Source organism: Cribrihabitans marinus, assembly GCF_900109035.1.
Taxonomy (GTDB): Bacteria; Pseudomonadota; Alphaproteobacteria; order Rhodobacterales; family Rhodobacteraceae; genus Cribrihabitans; species Cribrihabitans marinus.
The window spans coordinates 409,184-431,295 of record NZ_FNYD01000001.1 but is presented as its reverse complement, the minus strand read 5'-3'; the positions used below and the strand labels follow the sequence as shown (position 1 = coordinate 431,295).

The following is a 22,112-nucleotide window of genomic DNA, read 5'->3' as shown; positions in this document are numbered from 1 at the left end:
GAGTATTTGGAAAAAGATGAAGCCGGGGGGTGCGGCATGAGGATCCCCTGTCCGCTCTGCGGGACACGAGACCGGCGCGAATTCTGGTACCGGGGTGCAGCGGTGGACCTGGAGCGCCCGGCGCCCGATGCCGGGGTCGAGGCCTGGGACGATTTCGTCTATCTGCGCGAGAACCCGGCCGGGCCGACCCGCGAGCTGTGGTATCATGAGGGCGGCTGCGGCGCCTGGCTGGTGGTCGAGCGTGATACGGTCACGCATGAGATCGGGCGCGTCGCGCTGGCGTCGGAGGAACGGTCATGAGGCTGGCGGGGCGCGGGCTGATCGACCGGTCGAAGCCGGTTGCCTTCGAGTTCGACGGGGCGCGCCATTCGGGGTTCGAGGGCGACACGCTGGCCTCGGCGCTCTTGGCCAATGGCGTGCGGGTGATGGGGCGGTCGTTCAAGTATCACCGGCCGCGCGGTGTGCTGAGCGCCGGCAGCGAGGAGCCCAACGCGCTGGTCACCGTGGGTGCGGGTGACGCGCGCGAGCCCAATGTGCGGGCGACCATGCAGGAGATCCACGAGGGGCTGCAGGCATGGAGCCAGAACCGCTGGCCCTCGCTGGGCTTTGACCTGATGGCGGTGAACGACCTGGCGGCGCCCTTCCTGGGCGCGGGGTTCTACTACAAGACCTTCATGTGGCCGCGGTCGTTCTGGGAGAAGCTTTATGAGCCGGTGATCCGCCGCGCGGCGGGGCTGGGCGCGCTGTCGGGGCAGGCCGGCGGGGAGCGCTATGAGCGGGCCCATGCGTTCTGTGACCTGCTGGTGATCGGGGCCGGGCCGGCGGGCTTGATGGCGGCGCTGGTGGCCGGGCGTGCCGGCGCCGACGTGATCCTGGCTGACGAGCAGGCGCGCATGGGCGGGCGGCTACTGGCCGAGACATATGAGGTGGATGGGCAGGCGGGGCATCTCTGGGCGGATGTCGTGCTGGCCGAGCTCGATGCGCTGCCCAATGTGCGGCGGATGGGCCGGACAACGGTGTTCGGCGCCTATGACGGCGGCACCTATGGCGCGCTGGAGCGGGTGCTGCACCATTCCGGGCGGCGGCCGCGCGGGGCGCCGGTCGAGACCTATTGGACCATTGTCGCCAAGCGCGCGGTGCTGGCGGCAGGCGCCATCGAGCGGCCGGTGGCATTCCGCAACAACGACCGGCCGGGGATCATGACGGCGGGGGCGGTGCGCGCCTATGTGAACCGCTGGGGGGTCAGCCCGGGTCAGTCCGTGGCGGTGTTCGGCAACAGCGACGACGCGCATCGCACGGCGCGGGATCTGCTGGCGGCCGGCGTGCATGTTCCGGCGGTGATCGACAGCCGGGAAGATGCGCCGGAGAGCCGCGATTTCGAGCTGCGGCGCGGGGCGGTCGTCTGCGATGCCTCCGGGCGCAGGGGGCTGGAGGCGGTGACGATCCGCACGGCACAGGGCGAGGAGCGGATCGCGGCCGATGCGCTGGCGGTGACGGGCGGATGGAACCCCACGGTGCACCTGACCTGTCACATGAACGCCCGCCCGGTCTGGCGCGACGACATCGCGTGTTTCGTGCCGCAGGAGGGCGCGGTGCCGGGCCTGCGTGCGGCGGGCGCCTGCAACGGGGCGTTTTCCACCGCTACCTGCCTGCGCGAGGGCGCGGCGGCGGCGCGGGCGGTGCTGGAGGAACTGGGGCGGACGGTGCGCGACGAACCGCTGCCCGAGGCGGAGGACGACCCGTACCGGATCGCGCCGCTTTGGGCGGTGTCGGGCAAGGGCCGGGCCTGGCTGGATTTCCAGAACGACGTGACCGTGAAGGACGTGAAACAGGCTGCACAGGAGAACTTCCGCTCGGTCGAGCACATGAAGCGCTATACCACGCAAGGCATGGCGACCGACCAGGGCAAGAATTCGAACGTCGCCGCGCTGGCGGTGCTGGCGGATGCGACCGGGCGCGGCATTCCCCAGACCGGGACCACGACCTTTCGCCCGCCCTATTCGCCAGTGGCCATCGCCGCGCTGGGGGCGGGGGCCGAGGGCAAGGGATTCCGGCCGGAACGGTTCGCCACCAGCCATGCCGCCAGCATCGAGCGCGGGGCGCCGATGATCGAGGCGGGGCTGTGGTATCGCCCAAGCTACTTCCCGCGCGACGGCGAGAGTGACTGGCGGCAGTCCTGCGACCGCGAGGTGGGCTATGTGCGCGAGGCGGTGGGTGTGGCCGATGTGTCCACGCTGGGCAAGATCGACATCCAGGGCAAGGATGCGGCGGCGTTTCTGGATTTCGTCTATTCCAACATGTTCTCGACCCTGAAGGTGGGGCGTGTGCGCTATGGCTTGATGCTGCGCGAGGACGGGTTCGTCATGGATGACGGCACCACCGCACGGTTGGGCGAGAAGCATTACCTGATGACCACCACCACCGCCGCGGCGGGCGAGGTGATGAAGCACCTGGAATTCGTGCATCAGGGGTTGCAGCCCGATTGGGACGTGCGGTTCGTCTCGGTGACGGAACAATGGGCGCAGTTTGCGGTGGCCGGCCCCAAGGCGCGGGAGCTGCTGGATGGTATCCTGGATGCGCCGCTGGACGCGGCCGACTGGCCGTTCATGTCCTGCGGGGCGGTCTCGGTGGGCGGCATTGCCGGGCGGCTGTTCCGGATCTCGTTCTCGGGCGAACAGGGCTTCGAGATTGCGGTGCCGGCACGCTATGGCGCGGCGCTGTTCGATATCCTGACCGACCGGGCCGAGGCGCTGGGCGGCGGTCCCTACGGGATGGAGGCGCTCAACGTGCTCAGGATCGAAAAGGGCTTCATCACCCATGCCGAGATCCACGGGCGCACCACGGCCTTCGACATCGGCATGGGGCGGATGGTGTCGGCCAAGAAGGACTGCATCGGCAAGACCATGTCCGAGCGGCCCGGTCTGCTGGAGGCGGACCGCGAGCGGCTTGTGGGGTTGAAGCCGATCAACGCCGATGGCCGGATGCTGGCCGGTGCGCATCTTTTCCGCGAAGAGGATCCGCCGGTGCGCGAGAACGGGCAGGGCTATGTCACCTCGGTCTGCCATTCTCCGATGCTGGGGCAGATGATCGGGCTGGGGTTCCTCAAGGGCGGTTCCGACCGGCATGGCGAGATCGTCAAGATGTGGGACGGGCTGCGCGGGGTCACGACGCTGTGCGAAGTGACCGGCCCGGTCTTCTTCGACCCGGATGGAGGGCGGATGCGTGGTTGAGCTGGTCGCAAGAACGCCCTGTGCGGGGCTGCTGCCGCTGCGCGTGGGCGCGGTGTTGCTGGACGAGGTCGCGCCGGGCGCGCTGACGTCTGTCTCGCCCTACAAGGGGCAGGCAGAAGCCCTGTCCAAGGTCTTGCAAGCGGCGCATGGGATGGGGTTTCCCGCGCCCAGCCGGGCCACCGGGGACAGGCAGGCGCGGGCGATCTGGTTCGGCCATGGGCAGGCGATGCTGGTGGGGCCGGCGCCCGATCCCGCGCTGGCCGATCATGCCGCGCTGACCGATCAGAGCGATGCCTGGGCCGCCGTGCGGCTGCACGGGCCGGGGGCCGAGGACGTGCTGGCGCGGCTGGTGCCGGTGGACCTGCGCGCCGGCAGCTTTCCCGAGGGGCACAGCATGCGCAGCCTGCTGTTCCACATGACCGCCTCGATCACCCGGATCGAGGACGGCGCGTTCCTGATCCTGGCGTTCCGGTCGATGGCTGCGACACTCGTTCACGATCTGCAAACGGCGATGGAAGCCGTGGCGGCACGGGGGTAGGGTAGCGGGATCCATCCCTGATTCCGGAGACCGCTCATGACCCGCATCGCCCTTGCCCTTTTGCTGCTGGCAACGCCCGCCCTGGCGCAGGAGACCAAGGAGGCCAGTTGCGGCTACCAGGCGCAGGTGATCCGCGCGATCCAGGAGGCGCGAATGGACAGAGTGAAGCTGCGGGACGTGATGAAGGTCATCGTGGCGTCGAACCCGCCCTGGCCGGCGAATTACAGCAAGGCGATCCCGACCTACGCGCCGTGGGTCTACGACCAGAAGATGCGCGACCTGCGCAAGACCGATCTGGGAACATCGTTCGAGCAGCAATGCCTGGAGCAATGGGAGCTGATCCAGGAGCAGCAGAAACAGCTGGGCAACTGACATGTCGCTGCCGCCCGGGTTCCTGGACGAATTGCGCAGCCGGACCAGCCTGGGTCAGGTGGTCGGCCGCAAGGTCATGTGGGACCAGCGCAAATCAAGCCAGGGCAAGGGCGACCTGTGGGCGCCATGCCCGTTTCACCATGAGAAGACCGCATCATTCCATGTCGACGACCGCAAGGGGTTCTACTACTGCTTCGGCTGTCACGCCAAGGGCGACGCGATCTCCTTCGTGAAGGAGACCGAGAACGTCTCGTTCATCGAGGCGGTCGAGATCCTGGCCGGCGAGTGCGGCATGACGATGCCCGCCCGCGACCCCCGCGCGCAGGAGAAGCAGGACCACCGGACCGAGCTGGCCGAAGTGATGGAGCGGGCGGTGCAGTTCTTCCGCCTGTCGCTCAACACCGGGGCCGCGGCGGCGGCGCGCGACTACGTGGCCCGGCGCGGGCTCGACGGTGCCGCGCTGGAGCGGTGGGAGATCGGCTTTGCGCCCGATGGCTGGCAGAACCTCTGGGACCATCTGCGCGGCAAGGGCGTGGGCGAGGACCTGATCCTGGGCGCGGGGCTGGCCAAGCCCTCGTCCAAGGGCGGCAAGCCCTATGACACGTTCCGCAACCGCATCATCTTTCCGATCCGCGACGTGCGCGGGCGCGCCATCGCCTTTGGCGGCCGGGCGATGGACCCCAACGACAACGCCAAATACCTCAACTCGCCCGAGACCGCATTGTTCGACAAGGGGCGCAGCCTCTACAACCACGGACCGGCACGGCAGGCGGCGGGGCAGGGCCAGCCCTTGATCGTGGCCGAAGGCTACATGGATGTGATCGCGCTCGCCGAGGGCGGGTTCGGCGCCTGCGTCGCGCCGCTGGGCACGGCGGTCACCGAGCACCAGCTGCAACTGCTGTGGCGGATCTCCGACGAGCCGATCATCGCGCTGGACGGTGACACCGCCGGGCTGCGCGCGGCGATGCGGGTGGTGGACCTGGCGCTGCCGCTTCTGGAGGCCGGAAAGAGCCTGCGCTTTGCACTGATGCCCGAGGGCAAGGACCCCGACGACCTGATCCGGGGAGAGGGACCGGCAGCGGTGCAAAGCGTGCTGGACCAGGCCATGCCGATGGTGCGGCTGCTGTGGCAGCGCGAGACGGAAGGCAAGATCTTCGACAGCCCCGAGCGCAAGGCGGCGCTGGACAAGTCGCTGCGCGAGAAGATCAGGCTGATCCGCGACCCGTCGATCCGCGCGCATTACGGCGCCGAGATCAAGGATCTGCGCTGGCAGCTCTTCCGCCCCGCGCGCAAGCCGCGCGCGCCCTGGCAGCCGCGCGGCAGCTGGAAACCCGCCCCGGCGCCCGCCAGTTCGACGACCAAGGCCTCGCTGCTGGCCTCGGGCGGGCAGGACGCCCATACCCGCCTGCGGATCGAAGTCATCCTGGCGACCGCCATCGCGGCGCCGGATGTCATCGTGCAGTTCGAGCAGGATTTCGAGGATCTCGACTGCCGCGATCCCGACCATGCCGCGCTCAGATCGCTGATCCTGCGCCACGGGATCGTGCAGCCCGAAAGCCTCACCGACAGGATAATCGAGGCGCTGGGGCCTGGGCCCCTTGAAAAGCTGCATGCCCTGCGCCATGTCGCCATAAGTCCTTGCGTGCGACGACCGGGCGACGTTGAACTGGCCGAGATGACATTGGCCGAAGAACTCGCAAAACTCAAAGCGCATCGCGGACTGACCGCAGAGATCGCCGAGGCCGAGGAGGAACTGGCCGGACAGACGGACGAGGCCGTGACCTGGAGGCTGGCGCAGGCGGCGGAGGCCAGAAACCGCGCCACCCGGAGCCAGAACGAGGACAAGTCCGTGTTCGATATTGCCGACAACGGCGCAAGGGTGGACCGCACCGAGCGCGAGGCCTTCGAGGCGATCATGGCGGGCATCAAATTCGAGCGCAAACGCCGCTAGGCGTTTTGCAGAGGAACACTTGAAAAAAACCGGGTAAACGGGTGGCCGAATCAGTTCAGAGCGCTAATGATTCGCCCACTCCGAATCACCCGTCCCCGCAGGAGCATTGAATGGCCGCCAAAGATTCCAACGACGACCGCAAGCCCGAGGAACAGGACGACGAAGTCTCGCTCGACATGAGCCAGGCGCAGGTCAAGAAGATGATCGGCGCGGCCCGCGAAAAAGGCTACATCACCTACGATCAGCTCAACCAGGTTCTGCCGCCCGATCAGGTCAGCTCGGAACAGATCGAGGACGTGATGTCGATGCTGTCCGAGATGGGCATCAACATCATCGAGGACGAAGAGGCCGAAGAGGGCGAGGACAAGGGCTCGACCGATCTGGTCACCACCGACAGCAACCGCGAGGTGGCGCTGTCCGGCGCGCAGGCCGAAAAGCTGGACCGCACCGACGACCCGGTGCGCATGTACCTGCGCGAGATGGGCAGCGTGGAACTGCTCAGCCGCGAGGGCGAGATCGCCATCGCCAAGCGCATCGAGGCCGGCCGCAACACGATGATCGCGGGCCTCTGCGAAAGCCCGCTGACCTTCCAGGCGATCACCATCTGGCACGACGAGTTGCTGAGCGAGGACATCCTGCTGCGCGATGTCATCGACCTTGAGACCACGTTCGGCAACCAACTGGACGAGGAGGGCGAGGTCAGCGCGTCGGTGGTCGACACCGCGGGCGTTCAGGCGACCAAGCCCGACAAGGAGAACGAGCCGGAACTGGACGCCGACGGCAACCCGATCGCCAGCGACGACGACGATGACGAAGAGGACCAGGCCAGCATGTCGCTGGCGGCGATGGAGGCCGCGCTCAAGGACCAGGTGCTGAGCACGCTCGAACGCATTTCGACCGATTTCGCCCAGCTGAGCGAGATGCAGGACAGCCGCATCTCGGCCACGCTGAACGAGGACAGATCGTTCAGCGCCCGCGACGAGGAGACCTATCAGTCGCTGCGGTCCGAGATCGTGGAACTGGTCAACGGGTTGCACCTTCACAACAACCGGATCGAGGCGCTGATCGACCAGCTCTACGGCATCAACAAGCGGGTGATGTCGATCGACTCGGCCATGGTCAAGCTGGCCGACCAGGCCCGCATCAACCGGCGCGAGTTCGTCGATGCCTATCGCGGCCGCGAGCTGGATCCCAACTGGCTCTCCGAGATGGCCGAAAAGCCTGGCCGGGGCTGGCAGATGTTCATCGAACGCTCCTCGGGCAAGGTCGAGGAGCTGCGCGCGGACATGGCGCAGGTGGGCCAGTATGTCGGCCTCGACATCAGCGAGTTCCGCCGCATCGTCCAGCAGGTCCAGAAGGGCGAGAAAGAGGCGCGTCAGGCCAAGAAGGAGATGGTCGAGGCCAACCTGCGCCTGGTCATCTCGATTGCCAAGAAATACACCAACCGCGGGCTGCAATTCCTTGATCTCATTCAGGAAGGCAATATCGGCCTGATGAAGGCCGTGGACAAGTTCGAGTATCGCCGCGGCTACAAGTTCTCGACCTATGCCACCTGGTGGATCCGCCAGGCCATCACCCGCAGCATTGCCGATCAGGCGCGCACCATCCGCATCCCGGTGCACATGATCGAGACGATCAACAAGCTGGTCCGCACCGGCCGCCAGATGCTGCACGAGATCGGCCGCGAGGCGACGCCCGAGGAGCTGGCCGAAAAGCTGCAGATGCCGCTGGAAAAGGTCCGCAAGGTGATGAAGATCGCCAAGGAGCCGATTTCTCTGGAAACCCCCATCGGCGACGAGGAGGACAGCCAGCTCGGCGATTTCATCGAGGACAAGAACGCCGTCCTGCCGCTGGATTCCGCCATCCAGGAAAACCTGAAGGAGACCACGACGCGGGTTCTGGCCTCGCTCACCCCGCGCGAGGAGCGGGTGCTGCGGATGCGCTTCGGCATCGGCATGAACACCGATCACACGCTGGAAGAGGTCGGCCAGCAGTTCAGCGTGACCCGCGAACGGATCCGGCAGATCGAGGCCAAGGCGCTGCGCAAGCTCAAGCACCCCAGCCGCTCGCGCAAGCTGCGGTCCTTCCTGGATCAGTGAGACAGACGCCCCCGGTTCGGGGGCGTTTTTCGTTTGCATGATCCCAAGGGTCCGGCAGCATCGCGCCGAACGCCCGCGTCCCCATCACCACCCGGTGACGGAGAGTTGCCCTGTTCGCGGCCGGATTATCGGGCTAGGTTTGCCTGAAACAGCCAGCCACGGATGCGGAAACATGAAACGATACCTGATCCTTGCCCTTTTCCTGGTCGCGGCCTGCGAAATGCCCACCGGCACCGCGCCGGGCGCGACGGGCGTCAACCCGCCCGGCGGCATCACCGTGCTCAACGGCGTCCGGGTAAACCCGGTGAACGCCGACCTGTTCGAGGTCATCCCGCGCGCCGGGGCGCGGTTCGACGACTACTGGTGCGGCGCCTCGGAATATGCGCGGCGCGTTCAGGGTGCCTCCTGGACCACGGAGGTCTATGTGGCCAGCGGCATCCAGCCCAGCGTGACAACCGGCCGTCGGTCCTCGGTCCAGTTCACGATCAATCCGGGCGCGCTGGGGATCACGCCCATCGACCAGACCTTCCGCTCGGGCTTCAAGGTGGGCGATAGCATGTCGGTGCAGGCCGCCAAGACCCGTTGCCGGCCCTACAACCCGTTCCTGGACCGCTGAGGGCCGCCCGATGAGCGCAAGACGCAAGATCCCGAGCCGTTTGCTGACCCTGGCCTTCCTGGTCCTGGCCGCCTGCGAGACCCAGACCACCGCCCCTGCCGGGCCCGCGCCGCCCGGCGCGGCCTTTGCCACGCCCTATGGCACGCGGGTCTACCAGGTGTCGGACGCGGTGTTCGAGGTCGTGCCCTTCCCGCTGGCGGGAACCGACGAATACTGGTGCGGCGCGGCGGAATATGCCCGCCGCCGCCTCGGTGCCGACTGGTCCGACCAGCTCTATATCGTGCGCGGCGTCGGGCGCAGCGCGGCGGCGGGCGGGCGCTCCTCGGTGCAGTTCACCCTGACGCCCGAGGCGGTGGGCGTCACGCCGATCGACCTGCAGGTCCGAACCGGGTTCAAGGTGGGCGACCACCAGTCGGTTACGCGCGGACATGGCCTGTGCCCGGTCTTTCCGCCCTTTGTCGTTTGACCCGGACCGGCACCGAAAGGGCCCGTGATGCTGAGTGAGTTCGAGATCGCGACACGCGGGACCGGGCTCTACGAGTTCACCGCCGATCTGCGCGACTGGCTGGGCGGGGCGGGCGGCGACGGGCTGCTGACGCTCTTCGTGCGCCACACATCCTGTTCGCTGCTGATCCAGGAGAACGCGGATCCCGACGTGCAGCGCGACCTGCTGGCCTATCTGTCCCGGCTGGTGCCGCCCGCCGACGACCCGTCGATGCGCTATCTGCGCCACACAAGCGAAGGCCCCGACGACATGCCCGCGCATATCAAGGCCGCGCTGCTGCCGGTCAACCTGCAGCTGCCGGTCTCGGACGGCGTGCCGCTGCTGGGAACCTGGCAGGGCGTCTATCTGTTCGAGCACCGCAACGCGCCCCACAGGCGTCGGGTCGCGGCGCATTTCCGGCGCGATTGACCCTTGATCTAGCGGTGCGATTTCTTCACTACCCAAATGCTAGCGTGTCGCCTATAGTTGTGGATAAGTGGGCCGGAGCGCTCACAAATCGAGGCGGATAATCACACGAGGGAGACGGCGGATGCGCTGCCCGTTTTGCGGAAATATCGACACCCAGGTCAAGGATTCCCGGCCTGCCGAGGATCACGTGGCCATTCGCAGGCGGCGGTTCTGCCCGGCCTGCGGCGGGCGGTTCACCACTTATGAACGGGTGCAGCTGCGCGACCTGGTGGTGATCAAGACCAACGGCAAGCGCGAGGATTTCGACCGCGACAAGCTGGAACGTTCGATACGCATCTCGATGCAGAAACGCCCCATCGAGCCCGAACGCATCGACCAGATGATCTCGGGCATCGTGCGGCGCCTGGAAAGCATGGGCGACACCGATATCCCGTCCAAGATGATCGGCGAGATCGTGATGGAGGCGCTGGCCCGGATCGACACCGTCGCCTATGTGCGCTTTGCCAGCGTCTACAAGAACTTCCAGGCGGCCGACGATTTCGAGGATTTCGTGCACGAGCTGCGTCCGCCGACGCCGCCGGCCGAAGAATGACCGCCCCGGCGTGACCCGAAGCGACGCGGGATACATGGCGCTGGCCCTGTCCCTGGGGCGGCGCGGGCAGGGGACATGCTGGCCCAACCCCGCGGTCGGCTGCGTGATCGTGCAGGGTGGCCGTATCGTCGGCCGTGGCCAGACGCAGCCGGGCGGCCGCCCGCACGCCGAGACCGAGGCGCTGGCCCAGGCCGGCGCGCAGGCGCGCGGGGCGACCGCCTATGTCAGCCTAGAGCCCTGCGCCCATCACGGGCAGACCCCGCCCTGTGCCCAGGCCTTGATCGACGCGGGCGTGGCCCGGGTGGTCAGCCCGATCGAGGACAGCGATCCGCGGGTTTCGGGCGAGGGGTTCGAGATGCTGCGCCGCGCCGGCGTGACGGTCGAGACCGGCCTGCTGTCCGGCACCGCCGCGCGCGATCACGCGGGCTTCCTGCTGCGGTCCGAGCAGGGCCGGCCGCTGGTCACGCTGAAACTGGCAAGCAGCTTCGACGGGCGCATCGCCACGGCCACCGGCGAAAGCCAGTGGATCACCGGGCCCGAGGCCCGGCGCGTGGTGCACGCGATGCGCGCCCGCCACGATGCGGTGATGATCGGCGCGGGCACGGCGCGCGCCGACGACCCGGCCCTGACGGTGCGCGGCATGGGTGTTGCGCGGCAACCGGTGCGGGTGGTGGTCTCGCGCCATCTCGACCTGCCGCTGATGGGCCAGCTGGCCCGCAGCGCGCGCGAGGTGCCGGTCTGGCTGTGCCACGGGCCGACCACCGATGCCGAGCGGGTCAAGGCCTGGGAAGGCGTGGGCGCAAGGCTGATCCCCTGTGCGCTGCACGGGGTGCAGATCGACGCCGCCGACCTGTTGCAGCAGCTGGGCCAGGCCGGGCTGACGCGGGTGTTCTGCGAGGGCGGCGCGGCGCTGGCCGCCTCGCTGATCGAGGCCGATCTGGTCGATCAGCTGATCGGGTTTTCCGCCGGGCTGGCCATCGGGGCCGAGGGCCTGCCCGCCATTGGCGCGCTTGGCCTGGACCGTCTTGCCGACGCGCCCCGGTTCGAACTGGCCGAGCAAAGGCGCGTGGGGGCCGATCTCATGCACCGCTGGGTACGGGCCCTGCCACGGGCTGGCGTCGCCGGCTGACCCCGGCTCAGCGCCACAGGCCGGGGGCCGAGGCCAGCAGGCCCTGCAGCCGGGACAGGAGGCGAAGGCCGGGGCCCTGTCGCGGCAGCGGTCCGTCGCTCAGCCGGTCCAAGGCCACCTCGACGGGGCAGGGCAGCCCGCTCACCGGATCGAAGTAGCGCGGATAATCGATGAGGGCCGCGTGCACCAGTCCCGCCAGATCCGGCCGCGCGCCGCGCCGCACCGGCACCGGGCCCAGATCGGTGGTCAGGCCCCAGCCGGCGAAGAACGGCGCGCCCAGCGTGGTGACGGGCAATCCGCGCAGCAGCGCCTCGAACCCCATGAGCGACGTCATGGTCCAGACCTCCTGCACTTGCTCTAGCAGGGCGGCGGGATCCGTCCCGGCCGCCACCGCATCGGCCAACGGGCCGGGCGCAATGGCGCCTTCGCGCAGCCCCGCTTCGACATCGGGATGTGGCTTGTAGACGATCACCGCGCCGGGATTGGCCTTGCGCACGGTGCGCAGCAGGTCGGCGTTGCGGCGCACCGTCCCGCCGCCGGTGAGGAGCGAGGCGTCGTCCTCGACCTGACCCGGCACGAGGATGCGATAACCCTGCGGCAGGTCGGGCGCGGCGCCGCCCTGGTTGTACTTGGTCAGCCCCGCGCCGGTCAGCCGCGCGATCACCCGCTCGGCCCGCTGCCGCTGGTCGGGCCGCAGGGTGCGGCGTTTGGCGATCAGGTCCTCCAGGTCGCTGGGGCGCGTGGGATCGTAGTAGATGCCTTGTGTGTCGCAGACCAGCGACAGCGGCGGCACCAGCCGGGCGCCCAGCCCGCGCGAGCGCAGGAACCCGTCCTCGATCCGCACGGCATCGGCCTGCTCCGGCCCGGCGCGGCCGGCCCAGACCATGTGCCGCCCTGTGTCGCCCGGCGCGGGCGTCTCGGCAAACCGCACCCGCCGCGTGCCGCCGAAGAAGCGTTGCAGGTGCGGGCGTTTCCACAGGCGCATGCCGCTGGCGGTCCAGCCGCGGTGATCCTCGCGCCAGGCCCGCGCGAGGGCGGCCAGCATGTCGAGCATGTTCTCGAAGCTGCACAGCCGGTCCCGGCAGGGGTCGTACCAGGTCGGGTAGAGGATCATCGCGCCGGCGAAGAGCTGCGCCGCCGTGATCCGCCGCGCCCGGCGCGGCACCGGGTTCTCGTCGCGCGTCAGGCCCCAGCCTGCATAGAAAGGCTGGCCGAAGACGCGCGGCTTGTGCCCGGCCAGGATCGCCTCGAAACCCATCTGCGAGGACAGCGTATAGACCCCGACCGCCCCCTCCAGCAGCGACCAGGGGCTGAGCGGCGCGTCCAGAAGGCTGATGCGGTGGTTTTCGTCACGCGCCGAGAAATGCCCGGGGCGCAGGCCCGATGCGGTCTCGGGATGGGTCTTGATCACCACGCGCGCGCCGGGGTTCTCCTCCTGCGCGAAGACCAGCATCTCGCGAAACAGCGCCTCGCTGCCGTTGCTGGCCGTGACCGAGGCGTCGCCGCGCAGCTGGTCGACCACCAGAACATAGCCCGGCTCGGGCGCGGCGATGCCGGGATCCAAGGCGCTGTATTTGCTCAGATGCAACTCGCGCAGGCGGGTGATGCCCAGCCGCGCCCGGTCCAGCAGGGCGGTGTCGTCCAGCGGATGCGTGGCCAGCAGGGTTTCCAGGTCGGACGGGCTGCGCGGATCGAAATGCAGGCCGCTTTCGTCCAGCAGCAGGCCCAGCGGCGGCTCGCCCAGGCGGCCGGGCCGCAACGAGCGCAAGAAGGCATCCTCGACATGCAGAAGCGGGACATCCCGCGCGGCGGCGATGCGGCGGCCGCGATGGGCGGTCGGGCTGTTGCCCCAGACCGCCACGCGGTCGCCCGGGCCGGGCAGCCCGAGGCGCAGGTCGTGGCCGGCCAGCGCGAGGATCCGGCGGATCCGCGGGGCGAGGAACCCGGCATTATAGGCGAACAGGCGCGCCCGCTCGGCCCCGTCCTCCGGGTCCGGGCGCACCGATCAGCTGCCGGTCAGGGTCGCGACGTTGGCAAAGGGCGTCAGGCCACCCGAGATGAGCGAGATCGTCTTGGTCCACTGCGCATAGGGTGCCTCGGTCACATAGAGCGTGTCGTCGTCACGGATCACGAAGTCGCGGGCCACGAAGATGCCGTTGGGATCCTTGAGGTTCAGCACATAGACCATGCGCTGCGCACCCTGAAGGTCGGAGCGGCCCAGCACCTGCCCGGCGATCTCGGCGGGTTCATTGCGGAACACGAAGACGCCGGTGGGGTCCGAGGACAGCGGAAGCAGACCGCCGACCTGCGCGATTGCCTCGAGCGCCGAGAGGTCCTGCGACTCGAAGGGAACGCGCGACTGGCCGCTGACAGCGCCGATCGCGGTGAAGGACCGCGTGTCCTCCTCGACCAGGATGCGGTCGCCGCCGCGCAGCGCGATGTCCAGTTCCGGGTTGCGGAACAGGTCCTGATACCAGACCTGGCCCTTCTGGTTGCCCCGGATCACCGAGACGCGGGCGATTTCGGGCTCGATGGACACGCCGCCGGCCTGGGCCAGCATGGTCGACAGGGTGCGGGTCGGCCGTTCGATCGGATAGACCCCCTGGCCGCCGACCGCGCCGGTCAGCGACACGGTGGCCCCGTCGCCGGCCACGCGGCGCACCTCGACCTGCGGGTCGGGGGTCTGTTCCTGGAGTCGTTCCGTGATCAGAAGCCGCAGCTGGTTCGGCGTGTTGCCGGTGGCCCGCACGCGGCCGGCATAAGGCACGAAGATGAAGCCGTCGCTGTCGACCTGCACTTCTTCGAGGATGGTGGCCGCGCCGGTCTCACCGCTGAGCAGGCCGTCATCGACATTCTCCCACACCGTCAGGCCCAGGATGTCGCCCGGGCGCACGGTGTCCGATGTCAGTTGCGCTGCGTTCTGGAAGTTGCTGGAAAAGCCCAGCGCCGGAACCACGGCGGTGGCGCGGGTCACGCGATCGTTCACCGAAACGACGAAGGCGTCGCCCTCCTGCTGGACAGAGCCCTTGAAGATCTGGCTCTTGCTGGGGCCGACGCCCGGAAGGGTGCACGCGGCAAGGAACCCGGCGACGGCCAGGGTTGCAACGGGTTTCACCCATTGGACGGTAAGGGTATTCACCACTCGGTCTCCTGACCTGTTATTCTTGTGCCTCGGATTTTTTTTCAACGCTATCGAATGGTTCGGACATTATCCAGTGTCCGGGCGGGCCGACCGGTTCAGACGGCGCGCAACTGTTGCCCCTGTGCCGCGCTCCCCGGCTGCGCCGAGTCGTAGGGGTCGGCCGGTGACAGCATTCGGTCAGCGACCTGGCGCAGGAGCTGTCCGCGCCCGCTGCGCGAGTAGAACCCGCCGGGCAATTGGCTGGTCTGCAGCAGGTAGCGCCGGAACACGCGATAGGCGCGGGCATCGGGCGGCGCGGGGGCGGCGAAGAACGCCTCGAGCGGCTGATGGGTGACGAATTCGGGCTTGGCATAGACCGCGCGACCGAACACGCGCAGGGGGATGCCGCGCCACAGCACCTGCTGCCCCGCGGTCGAGTTGACCGTCACAGCGCTGCGGGCGTGGTCGAGCAGCCGCGCCAGCTTGCCGCCGCCGATGAAATGCACCCGGCCCGCCAGCCCGTGCCGGTCGGCCAGCGCCCGTATCTCGCGGCGCAGCGGCACCCGACCGCTGTCCAGCGGATGCGCCTTGACCACAAGGTGGTGATGCCCCGGCGCGCCCCGGGCGAAGCCGGCGATCACCTCGCCGAGAAAGCTCAGCGTGTCGGGAAACGGAGAATGGGCCAGGAAACTGGCGTCATGGTCCAGTTGCAGAAGCGCCAGGTGATAGGGCACGCCGCTCTTGTGGATGGCCCGGGTGGCATAGCGCCGGCGCAGCGCGGTCAGCGGCAAGGTCAGCATCTGCCGCGTGTAGTGGGCGAATTCACGTGACACCGGCACGTCGCGATGCGGGCGGAACTGGGGATAGCCGCGGTTCATGAACAGGACGAACCCGTGATAGAGCGCGCCGTAGAAGATGTGCTGGCGCATGTCGCCCCAATGCGCGGGCGGCATCGGCGGTTCGGCCTCGGCGCGGGCCAGCGCGCATTCCATCTCGGGCAGGGACATCTGCATGAGCCTGGAATGGCCGTTCGATCCGCCGCGCTCGTAGGTGACCCAGTAGGGGCGCAGATAGCCTTCCTCGAACACATGCACCGTCAGCCCCTGCGCCTTGCCCAGCCGGACCGCCGCGGCATGGACTGGCCGCGTGTCGCCGTAAAGCACGATGTCGGTGACGCCATGTGCGGCGACCAGTGCCTCCAGCGCCTCGGGCCAATCCGCGACCGGGCCGCGATAGGGCACATAGCTGGCGCGATCGGGCCAGAACGCGCTGTCGCCGGCATTGAAACCGACCCGCAGCACGCCGCAACCCGCCTGCCGCAGCATCCGGCCCAGCCCGGCGAAGAAGGGGCCGTGCGGCCCCTGCAGGAACAGGAACACGCGCGTCCGCGACGGGCCGTGGCCATCGTCACCCGGCGCCGGCCGGTCCGCGGAGGGGCTGTCTGTCTGCATCGTCCAAGTCTGTCTGCCTGCCTGCGGTCAACTATGGGCGCTGCGCCGGAACAGGGCAAGCTTGCACTTGCCGCCGCCGCGCCCGCCGGTTACCTGATCGGCAAGGGACCAGCGCAAGGAGCAGGGGCATGTTTACCGGGATCGTCACCGATATGGGCACGATAATCGAGCTGGAGCAGGCGGGCGACCTGCGGGCGCGGATCCGCACCGCCTATGACACGTCGCGCATCGACATCGGCGCCTCGATCGCCTGCGACGGGGTCTGCCTGACGGTCATTGCCCTGGGCGACGACTGGTATGACGTGCAGGTCAGCGCGGAAACCGTCTCCAAGACCAATCTCGGCGACTGGACGCCGGGCCGGCGGGTCAACCTGGAACGCGCGCTCAAGGTCGGCGATGAGCTGGGCGGGCATATCGTGTCGGGCCATGTGGACGGCGTGGCCGAGGTCGTGGCCCTGCGCGACGAGGGCGACAGCACGCGGGTGACGCTGCGCGCGCCCGACGACCTGGCCCGGTTCATCGCGCCAAAGGGGTCGGTCGCGCTCAACGGCACGTCGCTTACCGTGAACGAGGTCGACGGGGCGGAGTTCGGCATCAACTTCATCCCGCACACCAAGGAGGTGACGACCTGGGGCGACGTTTCGGTCGGGGACCGGGTGAACCTGGAGGTCGATACCCTGGCCCGCTACGTGGCGCGTCTGAACGAGGTCGGATAGGCCGCTTCGGGGACTGTCCGGCGGGCCTTTCCGCCCGGTATCATGCGCCCGCTGCGGCTTGCCGTATCGACGTGGCGCGACTATCAAGGGCCAAACTGGGCAGGTGACATGCGCATTCTTCTGACAAATGACGACGGCATCAACGCGCCGGGCCTGGCCGTGGCCGAGGCGATCGCCGCCGAGCTGGCCGGACCCGAGGGCGAGGTCTGGGTGGTGGCGCCGGCCTTCGAGCAGTCGGGTGTGGCGCATTGCATCAGCTACACGCACCCCACGATGATCGCCCGGATGGGCGACCGCCGCTACGCGGCCGAGGGCAGCCCGGCCGATTGCGTTCTGGCCGGGCTTTACGACGTGATGGCGGAGGCCCGGCCCGATCTGGTCCTGTCGGGGGTCAACCGGGGCAACAACTCGGCCGAGAACGCGCTCTATTCCGGCACCCTGGGCGGGGCGCTCGAGGCGGCGCTGCAGGGGATCCCGGCGGTGGCCCTGTCGCAGTATTTCGGCCCGGCGAACCGGGACCTGGACAACAGCTTCGACGCCGCCGCGGGCCACGGGGCCGAGGTGGTCCGGCGGATTCTCGCGCATGACGCGGAGGGTGGGCCGGGGTATCGGCTGTTCTACAACGTCAACTTTCCCCCCGTGCCGGCGCAGCAGGTGCGCGGTATCCGCGCCGTGCCGCAAGGGCTGCGCCAGGGCACGTCCTTCAGCGTCGAGCCGCATGTCTCGCCCTCGGGGCGGCGGTTCCTGTGGGTGCGCGGCGGCGACCAGCAGATCGCGACGGAAGCGGGCACCGATGCCGCGGTCAACCTGGACGGCTATGTCTCGGTCACGCCCATGCGCGCCGATCTGACCGCGCATGACGCGCTGGAGCGGTTCAGGGCGATCGAATGAGCGGACCCGACGCCGAGACCAAGATGCAGTTTGTCTATCACCTGCGCGCGCGCGGGGTGACGGACACGCGGGTGCTTGCGGCAATGGAGGAAATTGACCGAGGACAGTTCGTGCGCGGCATCTTCGCCGGCCGTGCCTATGAGGACATGCCGCTGCCCATCGCCTGCGGTCAGACGATCAGCCAGCCCTCGGTGGTGGGGCTGATGACCCAGGCGCTGAAACTGACCGGGCGCGACAAGGTGCTGGAGATCGGCACCGGCTCTGGCTATCAGGCGGCGGTGCTGAGCAAGCTGGCGCGGCGGGTCTACACGCTGGACCGTCACGCCCGGCTGGTGCGCGAGGCGCAGGCGGTGTTCGACGGGCTGAACCTGGTCAATATCACCGCGATGACCGCCGACGGATCGCGCGGCCTGGAAGAGCAGGCGCCCTTTGACCGCATCATCGTGACCGCGGCGGCCGAGGATCCGCCCGGCCCCCTATTGGCGCAGCTCAAGATCGGGGGTATCATGGTTGTGCCGGTCGGCCAGTCCGACACGGTGCAGACGCTGATCCGCGTGCGCCGGTCCGAGACCGGCTATGAGTATGACGAGATCCGGCCCGTGCGCTTCGTTCCCCTGCTGGAGGGGCTGGGCCGGGACGGGTGAACAAGACAATGACACCGCGGTTGCGGTCAAGCCTCCGGCCAACAGGGGGCGGATATTGAGGATGGCGAGATGAACGAGTTTTTCGGGACTCCCAGAATGTTGCGCCGCGCGGCGGTGCTGTCGGCTGTTGCCCTGCTGGCCGGCTGCGAGGAGCCGCTGGACTATGACCTGCGCGGGCAGCTGGGTGCGTTCAGCACCGCGCCCGCGGCCCAGGGCGCGGCCACCGCGCCCCGGCCGGCGCCGGATGAGCGCGGGGTGATCTCCTACCCGAACTACCAGGTGGCGGTGGCGCGGCGCGGTGACTCGGTGACCGAGCTGGCCACCCGCGTCGGCCTGCCGGCGGGCGAGGTGGCGCGGTTCAACGGGCTGAACCCCGACGACCGGCTGCGCGATGGCGAGGTGCTGGCCCTGCCGCGCCGGGTCAGCGAACCTGCCGGCGCGCCGGGCAATGTCGACATCGCGACCCTGGCCGGCGATGCCATCGACCGCTCTCCCGACACGCCATCTGTGCAGACCTCGACATTGGAGCCCGCACAGCCGGCCGCCGCGACGCCCTCGGGGCCCGAGCCGGTGCGCCACAAGGTGGCGCGCGGCGAGACCGCCTATACCATCTCGCGGCTCTACCAGGTGCCGGTGAAGTCGCTGGGCGAGTGGAACGGCCTGGGGCCGGACCTGGCGGTGCGCGAGGGCCAGTACCTGATCATCCCGGTGAACAACCAGCCCGCCCCCAACCGGGCGGTTCCGGTCGCGGGCGGCACCGCGGTGACACAACCCGGCGCGGGCTCTCCGACGCCGACGCCGCCGAGCGCGACCCAGCCCCTGCCGGAAGAGAAGGTCGCCGTCGAGGCGCCCGAGCCGCCCGAGATCCCCGTGGCCGCGCCGACCGCCACCAGCAACGCCGCGCTGGCCTTTCCGGTCTCGGGCAAGATCATCCGCACCTACGAGAAGGGCAAGAGCGAGGGCATCGACATCGCCGCCTCGCCCGGCGCGCCGGTCACCGCGGCGGAGGACGGAACCGTGGCGGCGATCACCGCCGATGCCGACGAGGTGCCGATCATCGTGCTGCGCCACAAGGACAACCTGCTGACGGTCTATGCCAATGTCGATGCCATCGAAGTGAACAAGGGCGACCGGGTCAAGCGCGGTCAGAAGCTGGCCAAGCTGCGCAGCGGCGACGACGCTTATGTACATTTCGAGGTGCGCAAGGGCTTCGACAGCGTGGATCCCGAGCCCTACCTGAAGTGAGCCGGCCGTTACCGGATTGAGCGCCTTCGGCGCGCTCGATCCCTTGTGCGAGGCTCCGCCTCGCGCTCCGAGGTATTTGCGGCGAGAGGAAGGGTCAGGGGGTGTATTCCGCCAGCGTTTTGCCTGGCTCGTCGGTGAAGAGCTCGGGCAGGGGCGTCACGCTTTCGACAAGATCGACGCGGAACTCTCGGAAATCGTTTCGCAATTCGCACCAGGCGGTGAGCGTCCAGACGCGACCCAGGCTGGCCACGCGCAGGGGGCGGACGACTCGTCGCGTCCCGATGCCGTCGGGGCTGCGGTATTCGAGCCGCAGCTTCTGCCGCGATTTGATTGCGGCGCGCAGGGGGGCCAGGTGCGCAAACCCGCGCGCGGCGTCGGCGAAAGGGTGGACCGCGAATTTCCAGGCCTCCGCCGGCGCCACGGTTTCTGCCGGAAGCCCGGCGTCGATCTTGTCGGCAAGCGACTGTGCGGCGGCCTTCAGGTCGGGATCCGCGGCCTCGCCTACGATGGCCAGCGCGAGGTTGAGCGCGTCGAGCTCGGGGCCCGTCAGCGTGAGCGGCGGCAGGGTGGTGGCTTCGATCAGGACATAGCCCGCCCCCCTTGTGCCGCGCACCGGCAGGCCCGAGGCGGCCAGCGTGTCCATGTCGCGGTAGATGGTGCGGACCGACACCCCCAGACGCTCGGCGATCTCGTCCGCGCGGCAGGTCTGTCCGTCGCGCAGAATCCTGAGGATGTCGACAAGCCGGTCGGTGCGGCGCATGGTACGGTGTCCTTGGCGGTTTCTGCGTCGCAACTGACATTAACCTGTCAGGAGTGGATAGGCCAGTTCACGCGCCGGAAAAAAATCGCCGCGGACGGGCGCCACCGCCGGCATTGCCGCTTTGCCTTGGCGCGCCGTGATGCGTAAACGGGGGACGGAATTTCCGCCCCGGCCCCAGGCGCGGGGCAAGTGATGGGAGATGACAGACATGTTGAACAATATCGGCCTTCCCGGCCTTCTGCTGATCGCCGTTGTGGTGCTCGTCCTGTTCGGGCGCGGCAAGATCAGCTCGTTGATGGGTGAAGTGGGCAAGGGCATCACCGCCTTCAAGCGTGGTGTCAAGGACGGCTCGGAGGAGTTGGAACAGGATGCCTCGGAGACGGCCAAGGACGTGACGCCCGAAACCGACAAGGACAAGGCGTAAGCGGCCATGTTCGATCTGGGCTGGACCGAGCTGCTGGTGATCGGCATCGTGGCGCTGATCGTCGTGGGGCCGAAGGATCTGCCGGTGCTGTTCCGCAATGCCGGGCGCTGGGTCGGCAAGATGCGTGGCATGGCGCGCGAGTTCAGCCGGGCGATGAACGAGGCCGCCGACGAGGCCGGCGTGAGCGACATCCAGAAAAGCATCAAGGCGGCGACCAACCCGGTCGGCTCGGCGATGGACGGCGTCAAGAAGGCGGCGGGTGAGTTCAAGTCCGAGTTCGATCCGACCCGCTACGACCCGGACAGCGCGACCGGCAAGCTCTCCGCCGAACGCGCGGAACAGGCCAAGAAGATCCAGGCGGCAAGCGCCCGCGCCGCCGCCGACCGCAAGGCGCGCGAGGCGGCCGAAGCGTCGGCCAAGGCGGACGAGGCCGAAGCGGCGCTTAAATCCGCCGCGCCGGACACGGCCGCCGAGCCCGAGGCCAAGTCATGACCAAGACCGACGAGATCGAGGATTCGACGGCCCCGCTGATCGAGCATCTGACCGAGCTGCGCACGCGGCTCATTCACTCGGTGGTGGCTTTCATCATCGGCATGGTGATCTGTTTCACCGTGGCGACCCCGGTGTTCAACTTCCTCACCAACCCGCTCTGCGAGGTTCTGGCCGAGCGCGGGCAGGATTGCGACCTGATCTTCATCTCGCCGCAGGAGGGCTTCTTCGTGGCCATCAAGGTCTCGCTCCTGGGCGGGTTCATGCTGGCCTTTCCCTATATCGGCATGCAGATGTGGCGCTTCGTGGCGCCTGGCCTCTACCGCAGCGAGAAGAACGCGTTCCTGCCGTTCATGCTGGCCTCGCCCTTCATGTTCCTGCTGGGCGCGGCCTTTGCCTTCTACGTGGTCACGCCGCTGGCCTATGACTTCTTCCTCGGCTTCCAGCAATTCGGCGCCGAGGGCGAGGCGGTCTCGACCGAGACCGGCGCGCCGCTCAGCGTGGTGTTCCAGGGTTCGGCGCAGGAATATCTCAACCTCACGATCAAGTTTATCGTGGCCTTCGGCCTGTGCTTTCAGCTGCCGGTCCTGCTGACGCTGATGGGCAAGGCGGGCCTGGTCAGCGCCGAAGGGCTGGGATCGGTGCGCAAATACGCCGTTGTCGCGATCCTGATCCTGGCCGCTCTGGTGACGCCGCCGGACGTGATCACCCAGGTCATCCTGTTCGTGGTGGTCTATGGCCTCTACGAGGTGTCGATCCGGCTGGTGGCCCGCGTGGAGCGCAAGCGCGAGGCGGAGTTGCGCGCCCAGGGCTATTACGACGACGAGGAGGACCATGACCTGGCGGATGTCGAGGATCCGGGTGAGGACCGGTGATCCGGGGCAGGGGCCGTACGCGGCCCCGCCACCACCGCTGCCGGGCCAAGGAGAGG

At 68.5% G+C, this 22,112-nt stretch carries 22 protein-coding genes; 18 read left to right on the top strand and 4 right to left on the bottom strand.

The features are described 5' to 3' along the window. The first annotated feature begins 36 nt into the window (after positions 1–36). The 11 genes from BMX57_RS02130 to ribD all read left to right on the top strand — a co-directional run bounded on the left by BMX57_RS02130 (position 37) and on the right by ribD (position 11,440). Positions 37–300, top strand: coding sequence for a sarcosine oxidase subunit delta (locus BMX57_RS02130; protein WP_092362036.1), 264 nt, complete (start codon positions 37–39; stop codon positions 298–300). Next, positions 297–3,230, top strand: a complete 2,934-nt coding sequence (locus tag BMX57_RS02125; protein WP_092362034.1) for a sarcosine oxidase subunit alpha family protein — start codon at positions 297–299, stop codon at positions 3,228–3,230. The genes BMX57_RS02130 and BMX57_RS02125 overlap by 4 nt, the downstream gene beginning before the upstream one ends. Beyond that, the gene (locus tag BMX57_RS02120; RefSeq protein ID WP_092362225.1) at positions 3,223–3,768 is read left to right on the top strand and encodes a sarcosine oxidase subunit gamma; all 546 of its coding nucleotides are present in this window, start codon (positions 3,223–3,225) and stop codon (positions 3,766–3,768) included. Before BMX57_RS02125 ends, BMX57_RS02120 begins: the two co-directional genes overlap by 8 nt. A 36-nt stretch (positions 3,769–3,804) precedes the next feature. Next, complete coding sequence (locus BMX57_RS02115; RefSeq protein WP_092362033.1) at positions 3,805–4,140, top strand: hypothetical protein; 336 nt, start codon at positions 3,805–3,807, stop codon at positions 4,138–4,140. 1 nt (position 4,141) lies between these two features. Beyond that, the gene (dnaG, locus tag BMX57_RS02110) at positions 4,142–6,091 is read left to right on the top strand and encodes a DNA primase (RefSeq protein ID WP_092362031.1); all 1,950 of its coding nucleotides are present in this window, start codon (positions 4,142–4,144) and stop codon (positions 6,089–6,091) included. A 110-nt stretch (positions 6,092–6,201) separates the two neighbouring features. After that, positions 6,202–8,190: an RNA polymerase sigma factor RpoD gene (gene rpoD, locus BMX57_RS02105; RefSeq protein ID WP_092362030.1), complete on the top strand. Its 1,989-nt coding sequence runs from the start codon at positions 6,202–6,204 to the stop codon at positions 8,188–8,190. 172 nt (positions 8,191–8,362) lie between these two features. Continuing rightward, entirely contained in the window at positions 8,363–8,806 is a 444-nt protein-coding gene (locus BMX57_RS02100; RefSeq protein WP_092362028.1) for a hypothetical protein, read from the top strand. A gap of 10 nt (positions 8,807–8,816) precedes the next feature. After that, entirely contained in the window at positions 8,817–9,272 is a 456-nt protein-coding gene (locus BMX57_RS02095; protein WP_143057863.1) for a hypothetical protein, read from the top strand. Positions 9,273–9,299: 27 nt separating this feature from the next. Beyond that, positions 9,300–9,719, top strand: a complete 420-nt coding sequence (locus BMX57_RS02090) for a secondary thiamine-phosphate synthase enzyme YjbQ (RefSeq protein WP_092362024.1) — start codon at positions 9,300–9,302, stop codon at positions 9,717–9,719. Positions 9,720–9,840: 121 nt separating this feature from the next. After that, positions 9,841–10,311 carry a transcriptional regulator NrdR gene (gene nrdR, locus BMX57_RS02085; protein WP_092362022.1) on the top strand — a complete coding sequence of 157 codons (471 nt, stop codon included), beginning with the start codon at positions 9,841–9,843 and terminating at the stop codon, positions 10,309–10,311. Between the two features lie 34 nt (positions 10,312–10,345). Beyond that, positions 10,346–11,440 carry a bifunctional diaminohydroxyphosphoribosylaminopyrimidine deaminase/5-amino-6-(5-phosphoribosylamino)uracil reductase RibD gene (gene ribD / locus BMX57_RS02080; RefSeq protein WP_092362020.1) on the top strand — a complete coding sequence of 365 codons (1,095 nt, stop codon included), beginning with the start codon at positions 10,346–10,348 and terminating at the stop codon, positions 11,438–11,440. A gap of 7 nt (positions 11,441–11,447) precedes the next feature. Here ribD and BMX57_RS02075 read toward each other — a convergent pair whose 3' ends face one another. The 3 genes from BMX57_RS02075 to BMX57_RS02065 form a co-directional block, all read right to left on the bottom strand. Continuing rightward, complete coding sequence (locus BMX57_RS02075; protein WP_092362018.1) at positions 11,448–13,442, bottom strand: capsular polysaccharide biosynthesis protein; 1,995 nt, start codon at positions 13,440–13,442, stop codon at positions 11,448–11,450. A 3-nt stretch (positions 13,443–13,445) separates the two neighbouring features. Next, positions 13,446–14,579: a polysaccharide biosynthesis/export family protein gene (locus tag BMX57_RS02070; protein ID WP_092362223.1), complete on the bottom strand. Its 1,134-nt coding sequence runs from the start codon at positions 14,577–14,579 to the stop codon at positions 13,446–13,448. A gap of 98 nt (positions 14,580–14,677) precedes the next feature. Next, positions 14,678–16,012, bottom strand: a complete 1,335-nt coding sequence (locus BMX57_RS02065; protein ID WP_092362016.1) for a capsule biosynthesis protein — start codon at positions 16,010–16,012, stop codon at positions 14,678–14,680. 128 nt (positions 16,013–16,140) lie between these two features. On the opposite strand from BMX57_RS02065, the gene BMX57_RS02060 reads away from it, so the two are divergent. The 4 genes from BMX57_RS02060 to BMX57_RS02045 all read left to right on the top strand — a co-directional run bounded on the left by BMX57_RS02060 (position 16,141) and on the right by BMX57_RS02045 (position 19,508). Then, positions 16,141–16,728, top strand: coding sequence for a riboflavin synthase (locus BMX57_RS02060; protein ID WP_092362014.1), 588 nt, complete (start codon positions 16,141–16,143; stop codon positions 16,726–16,728). A 108-nt stretch (positions 16,729–16,836) separates the two neighbouring features. Then, entirely contained in the window at positions 16,837–17,619 is a 783-nt protein-coding gene (gene surE / locus BMX57_RS02055) for a 5'/3'-nucleotidase SurE (RefSeq protein WP_092362012.1), read from the top strand. Continuing rightward, complete coding sequence (locus tag BMX57_RS02050; protein ID WP_092362010.1) at positions 17,616–18,263, top strand: protein-L-isoaspartate(D-aspartate) O-methyltransferase; 648 nt, start codon at positions 17,616–17,618, stop codon at positions 18,261–18,263. Before surE ends, BMX57_RS02050 begins: the two co-directional genes overlap by 4 nt. Before the next feature lie 69 nt (positions 18,264–18,332). Next, positions 18,333–19,508, top strand: a complete 1,176-nt coding sequence (locus BMX57_RS02045) for a peptidoglycan DD-metalloendopeptidase family protein (RefSeq protein WP_092362008.1) — start codon at positions 18,333–18,335, stop codon at positions 19,506–19,508. Between the two features lie 94 nt (positions 19,509–19,602). Here the strand turns inward: BMX57_RS02045 and BMX57_RS02040 are convergent, their stop codons facing one another. Continuing rightward, complete coding sequence (locus BMX57_RS02040; RefSeq protein ID WP_092362006.1) at positions 19,603–20,268, bottom strand: helix-turn-helix transcriptional regulator; 666 nt, start codon at positions 20,266–20,268, stop codon at positions 19,603–19,605. A 208-nt stretch (positions 20,269–20,476) separates the two neighbouring features. On the opposite strand from BMX57_RS02040, the gene BMX57_RS02035 reads away from it, so the two are divergent. From BMX57_RS02035 to tatC, 3 genes are read left to right on the top strand one after another with little or no spacing between them, the layout of a single operon-like run. Next, the gene (locus BMX57_RS02035; RefSeq protein ID WP_092362221.1) at positions 20,477–20,692 is read left to right on the top strand and encodes a twin-arginine translocase TatA/TatE family subunit; all 216 of its coding nucleotides are present in this window, start codon (positions 20,477–20,479) and stop codon (positions 20,690–20,692) included. Between the two features lie 6 nt (positions 20,693–20,698). Next, positions 20,699–21,184 (top strand): Sec-independent protein translocase protein TatB, encoded by a 486-nt coding sequence (tatB, locus tag BMX57_RS02030; protein WP_092362004.1) that lies wholly within the window; start codon positions 20,699–20,701, stop codon positions 21,182–21,184. After that, positions 21,181–22,056 carry a twin-arginine translocase subunit TatC gene (gene tatC / locus BMX57_RS02025; RefSeq protein WP_092362002.1) on the top strand — a complete coding sequence of 292 codons (876 nt, stop codon included), beginning with the start codon at positions 21,181–21,183 and terminating at the stop codon, positions 22,054–22,056. The genes tatB and tatC overlap by 4 nt, the downstream gene beginning before the upstream one ends. The last annotated feature ends 56 nt before the right edge of the window (positions 22,057–22,112 follow it).